The following is a 4,428-nucleotide window of genomic DNA, read 5'->3' as shown; positions in this document are numbered from 1 at the left end:
ATATATACCGCTTACGTTCACGTCAACATTTAGGTCCGGCTGGTCATGTCCGCCTCACAGCCGGCGTGCTTCGGACGGCCCGGGGCGTAACGATCTCGCGATCGAATAGAGGTACGCCTCTGCGGCGCATGAAGAAGACCAGAACGGCGCCGGCGATGATCCCGCCGGCATGGTCACTCCAGGAAACATTGCCGTCCGGATCGACAATCAGCATGAAGAACTGCTGACCGATCCAGAGCAGCAGCGGCACGAAGGCCGGAAGTGGCAAAGGAATGCGGGCGAAAACCAGCACCCACACCCTCACGCGCGGGTGAAGGATGACATAGGCCGCGACCACGCCGGAAATCGCACCTGAGGCGCCTATCAGCGGTGCCTGCGAGTCGGACGTAAGCAGACCATGACAAAGCGCGCCGAAAGCGGCGCAGATGAGATAGAACACCAGAAAGCGAAAATGCCCCATCGCATCTTCGACATTGTCGCCGAACACCCATAGAAACAGCATGTTGGAAGCGAGATGCCAGAAGCCGGCATGGACGAAGGCATAGGTGACGTAGGTTAGCGCGTCGGGAGCGATGGCGAGTCCGGGAGCGAGCACGGCGTGGTGAAAAGCGACAGCCGGTATGTAGCCGAGGCCGACCGCCGCTGCCTGAGCCACCTGCTCGGGAACGAGGAAATCGGTGAAAAGCCAGACTGCGATATTCACGCCGATCAAGCTCAGCGTCACCCACTGCACTTTGATGTGCTTCAGCGTATTGGCGTCGTGCAGCGGTATGAACATGAAAGCCTGCCCCCGGCGATCCTAACCGGCGAGAGCCTACCTGTTTTTGCCCGGAACCCAAAGCACGTCCGCATTGCCGCGATCATTCGCGTATCGCGCCGCAACAAAGAGGAAATCGGAAACCCGATTGACATATTTCAGCGCTGCCTCGCTGACGATTTCACCCGGGGTGCGCGACAGCGCCACCATCAATCGCTCGGCGCGGCGCGAAATGGTGCGGGCGAGATGCAAATGTGCGGCTGCCGCTGAGCCGCCCGGCAGGACGAAGGATTTCAACGGCTGCAAGGCGGCATTCAGCGCGTCAATGTCGTGTTCAACCCGCGTTACCTGCGTGTCGACGATGCGGAGCGGTTCGTATTCCGGCGTCTCTCCCGTCTCGGGTGTCGCCAGATCGGCGCCAAGATCGAAGAGGTCGTTCTGGATGCGGATCAGCATCTGGTCGAGATCGGGCATGCCTGCCGTGTGCAGCCGGGCGATGCCGATCGCCGAGTTCGTCTCGTCGATCGTGCCATAGGCTTCGACGCGCAGATCATGCTTCAGCCGCCGCGGTCCGGAAACGAGCGCCGTCGTGCCGTCGTCGCCCGTCCTGGTATAGATCTTGTTGAGCTTGACCATTTATCCTCCTTGGAGAAATCGTCAGGTCGGCCGCCCGCCGCCCGTCAGCCACAGCGTCAGCATGATGAGGATCACGGCGATCGCCTGCAGCAATATGCGCAACTGCATCAGCTTGTTGGAAAGGTTCGGATTGCCGCCCTTCATCATATTGAAGAGGCCGCGGATCAGCACGAGCGCCACAAGGCCCATGACGATGATTGCGAGAATGTAGGTGACCGTGGACATGGCGTTCGGCTTTCTTGTTCAGTCGGTCCGGCGCATCAAACGGTAGAAGAGATCCGCCGGAAGCAGCCTCTTCAGGAGCATGCCCTGTTTTGCCGGAGTTGTTACAGGGTAATGTGGCCTCGGAGCGTCCGAGTTCAATGCGTGTTTCAGCACGGTATAGACGGCATCCGGCTGAAGCTTATGTCGATTCTTCAGGCCCGTCCCCTCAAGCCGCGCGAGCTGCCGTCGGTAGTCTGCCGCATGCACCGAATTACCGATATCGACATGCGCTTTGAACTTGGCGAGCGCATTGGCAGTAAAGCGGGAGGCGATCGGTCCCGGCTCGATCAGGCTTACATGGATGCCGCTACCCTGAAGCTCCATCCGCAATGTAATGCTCAGGCCTTCGAGCGCGAATTTCGATGCAATGTAGGCGCCGCGAAAGCGATAGGGTACCAACCCTAAAATGGACGAGCATTGCACGATGCGGCCCGAACCGCGCTTTCGCATCAAGGGCAGCACCTGCCGCGCCAGTTCGTGCCAACCGAAGAAATTCGTTTCGAACTGCGCGCGCAGCACATCGGTCGTCAGATCCTCGACCGCGCCGGGCTGGCCGTAACCACCGTTGTTGAAAAGCGCGTCGATGCGCCCGCCGCTCGCCTCGGTCACATCCCGAACGAAGCCAGAGATCAAATCCGGCCGCGTATAATCCATCAGGAAAGCTTCGAGTCCGTCAGCACGCAACGATGCAACGTCGTCGTGTTTCCGCGCTGTTGCAAAGACGCGCCAGCCGTCATCCTTCAGAGCTCGCGCGCAATAAGCACCGATGCCGGACGAGCATCCGGTCACGATGATGGTACGCTGCTCCGCCATGGATTGATTCCTGTACAAAATGGGACTGGTTTCCCATATTCGACGGGAGGATACAACGACGAAAGCCGGCAGACGAATGGCCGAAGATGGGGACGGAATGCCGAAGATAGTGCGGACGTTCTACGACGTGGCATACGACGCAATTTGCCATCTCATCGAGGATGACGGTTTCGCCATGGCAAGCCATGTTGCATTGTCGATCCTGCTTGCGGTTTTTCCCTTCCTGATCTTCGGCACGGCGCTTGCGAACTTCCTTGGCGCCGATCAGTTTTCTGCGACGGCCGTCCATCTCATTTTCGATACATGGCCGGAGGCGATCGCCAAGCCCGTTGCCGATCAAGTGCTTCAAGTCCTGACCGTCCCGCGTGGCGGGCTGCTCACGGTCTCGGTGCTGGCTGCCGCCTACTTCGCCTCGAACGGTGTCGAGGCGCTGCGCATTTCGCTCAATCGTGCATACCGCGTGCAGGAAACGCGCCCATGGTATTTAACCCGCCTTGCCAGCCTCGGTTATGTCCTCGTTGCGGTCATCATTTTTGCCGCCATCAGCATCCTGCTCGTCGCCGTGCCGGTGGGGCTCAATTATGCGCGCGAATGGCTGTTGAACAACGACACCCTCGAATGGCTCCCCGACATCATCCGCGAACGGCTGCCGCTCATCGTCGACGCACTTCAGATCGTCTTCAGCTGGCGAATCTACGGAACGCTCTTCGTCCTGACGGTCGGCCTGCTCGTCGTTCACCTTTGGCTGCCGGCCGGCCGGCGGCACGTTTATGACGTCATACCGGGCGTCCTGCTGACACTGCTTTTCTGGCTCGCGGGAGCCGTGATCTTCGCCTACTACCTTGCGACCTTTGCCAACTACACGGCGACCTATGCAGGTTTGGCATCGGTGATGGTCGTGCTGATTTTCCTTTACATGGTTGGCGTCATCTTCATCATCGGCGCAGAGGTCAACGCGGCGCTGATGAAATTTCGCGTACGCGCTATCTTTTCCCGCAACTTCCTGGGCGGACAGGCCGGCAAGTCCTCAAAGGCCGACAAGGTGCCGGATATCGGCCGCTGACAAGCCCTTGGCTCTTAGTTCGGCAACGCCGGTATCGCCTTCGCTTTTGGAGAGTTTGCGTCCCGCCGCATCCGTCACCAGCCGATGGTGGTGATAGATGGGTTCCGGCAGACCGAGCAGGGCCTGCAGCAGCCGGTGGACGGACGTCGCATGAAAGAGGTCGAGCCCGCGCACCACATGCGTGACACCCTGCAGAGCGTCGTCGATGACGACCGAAAGGTGATAGCTCGACGGTGCATCGGAACGCGAGAGAACGACATCTCCCCAAATTGATGGGTCGGCGGCAATCTCGCCGGTTTGTGCGTCGCCGGTTTCGGCCCAGCGCAAGGTGCGGCCGAGGGATTGCAGCGCGCGCAGCATATCGAGACGCCAGGCGTGCTTCAGTCCCGATGCGAGCATCCTCTGCCGCTCACCCTCGCTGCGGTCGCGATCGTCAGCTGGATAGTGCGGCGAACCGTCCGGATCGCGCGGCCAGGGATTGCCGCCGGCTTCGGAGGCGGTCACTCGGGCTTTCACCTCGCCGCGCGTCAGAAACGAAGGGTAGACCAGTCCGCGCTCGATCAGCCTGCGCAGCGCCGCCTGATATTCCGTGAAATGCTCGGACTGCCGCCGAACGGGGCTTTCCCAGCCGATCCCCAGCCATTCGAGATCGGTGTAGATGCCTGCTTCGAAATCAGGTGTACAACGCGTCTGGTCGATGTCTTCGATGCGCAGCAAAAGACGTCCGTCCGCCGCCGCTGCCATGTCCTGATTGAGGAAAGCCGAAAGCGCGTGGCCGAGATGCAGCGGGCCGTTGGGGCTGGGTGCAAAACGAAAAACGGGCTTTTGACGCTGAGTCGTGGTCATGCTTTCTTCTGCCACGGATTCGAAACCATCGCGAGGCACCGTGCAGATC

6 protein-coding genes are annotated in these 4,428 nt (G+C 60.2%); 1 reads left to right on the top strand and 5 read right to left on the bottom strand.

What is annotated here, in order from left to right:
* Positions 1-43 precede the first annotated feature (43 nt).
* Genes ACPYOI_RS35105 through ACPYOI_RS35090 form a run of 4 tightly spaced genes read right to left on the bottom strand, consistent with a single transcriptional unit; the run spans position 44 to position 2,470 of the window.
* Positions 44-778 carry a rhomboid family intramembrane serine protease gene (locus tag ACPYOI_RS35105; protein ID WP_481416433.1) on the bottom strand — a complete coding sequence of 245 codons (735 nt, stop codon included), beginning with the start codon at positions 776-778 and terminating at the stop codon, positions 44-46.
* 36 nt (positions 779-814) lie between these two features.
* Positions 815-1,393 (bottom strand): cob(I)yrinic acid a,c-diamide adenosyltransferase, encoded by a 579-nt coding sequence (locus ACPYOI_RS35100; protein ID WP_481416434.1) that lies wholly within the window; start codon positions 1,391-1,393, stop codon positions 815-817.
* 21 nt (positions 1,394-1,414) lie between these two features.
* A complete protein-coding gene (locus tag ACPYOI_RS35095; RefSeq protein ID WP_168832608.1) occupies positions 1,415-1,618 on the bottom strand; it encodes a twin transmembrane helix small protein in 204 nt (67 codons plus the stop codon).
* 18 nt (positions 1,619-1,636) lie between these two features.
* Positions 1,637-2,470, bottom strand: a complete 834-nt coding sequence (locus tag ACPYOI_RS35090) for an SDR family oxidoreductase (RefSeq protein WP_481416435.1) — start codon at positions 2,468-2,470, stop codon at positions 1,637-1,639.
* A 97-nt stretch (positions 2,471-2,567) separates the two neighbouring features.
* Between ACPYOI_RS35090 and ACPYOI_RS35085 the strand changes: the two genes are divergently transcribed.
* Positions 2,568-3,533: a YihY/virulence factor BrkB family protein gene (locus tag ACPYOI_RS35085; protein WP_481416436.1), complete on the top strand. Its 966-nt coding sequence runs from the start codon at positions 2,568-2,570 to the stop codon at positions 3,531-3,533.
* Here ACPYOI_RS35085 and gluQRS read toward each other — a convergent pair.
* Positions 3,498-4,379, bottom strand: coding sequence for a tRNA glutamyl-Q(34) synthetase GluQRS (gene gluQRS / locus ACPYOI_RS35080; protein WP_481416437.1), 882 nt, complete (start codon positions 4,377-4,379; stop codon positions 3,498-3,500). The two genes, ACPYOI_RS35085 and gluQRS, sit on opposite strands and share 36 nt — an antisense overlap.
* Positions 4,380-4,428: the final 49 nt, after the last annotated feature.

The organism is Rhizobium sp. SVR5-2C, assembly GCF_056755115.1.
The sequence above is the reverse complement of the archived record's forward strand: the minus strand, read 5'-3'. Positions and strand labels throughout refer to the sequence as shown.

Excerpts from the sequence above, each read along its gene's own strand:
- ACPYOI_RS35105 (WP_481416433.1), bottom strand. The coding sequence starts at position 778 with ATGTTCATACCGCTGCACGACGCCAATACGCTGAAGCACATCAAAGTG.
- ACPYOI_RS35100 (WP_481416434.1), bottom strand. The coding sequence starts at position 1,393 with ATGGTCAAGCTCAACAAGATCTATACCAGGACGGGCGACGACGGCACG.
- ACPYOI_RS35095 (WP_168832608.1), bottom strand. The coding sequence starts at position 1,618 with ATGTCCACGGTCACCTACATTCTCGCAATCATCGTCATGGGCCTTGTG.
- ACPYOI_RS35090 (WP_481416435.1), bottom strand. The coding sequence starts at position 2,470 with ATGGCGGAGCAGCGTACCATCATCGTGACCGGATGCTCGTCCGGCATC.
- ACPYOI_RS35085 (WP_481416436.1), top strand. The coding sequence starts at position 2,568 with ATGCCGAAGATAGTGCGGACGTTCTACGACGTGGCATACGACGCAATT.
- gluQRS (WP_481416437.1), bottom strand. The coding sequence starts at position 4,379 with ATGACCACGACTCAGCGTCAAAAGCCCGTTTTTCGTTTTGCACCCAGC.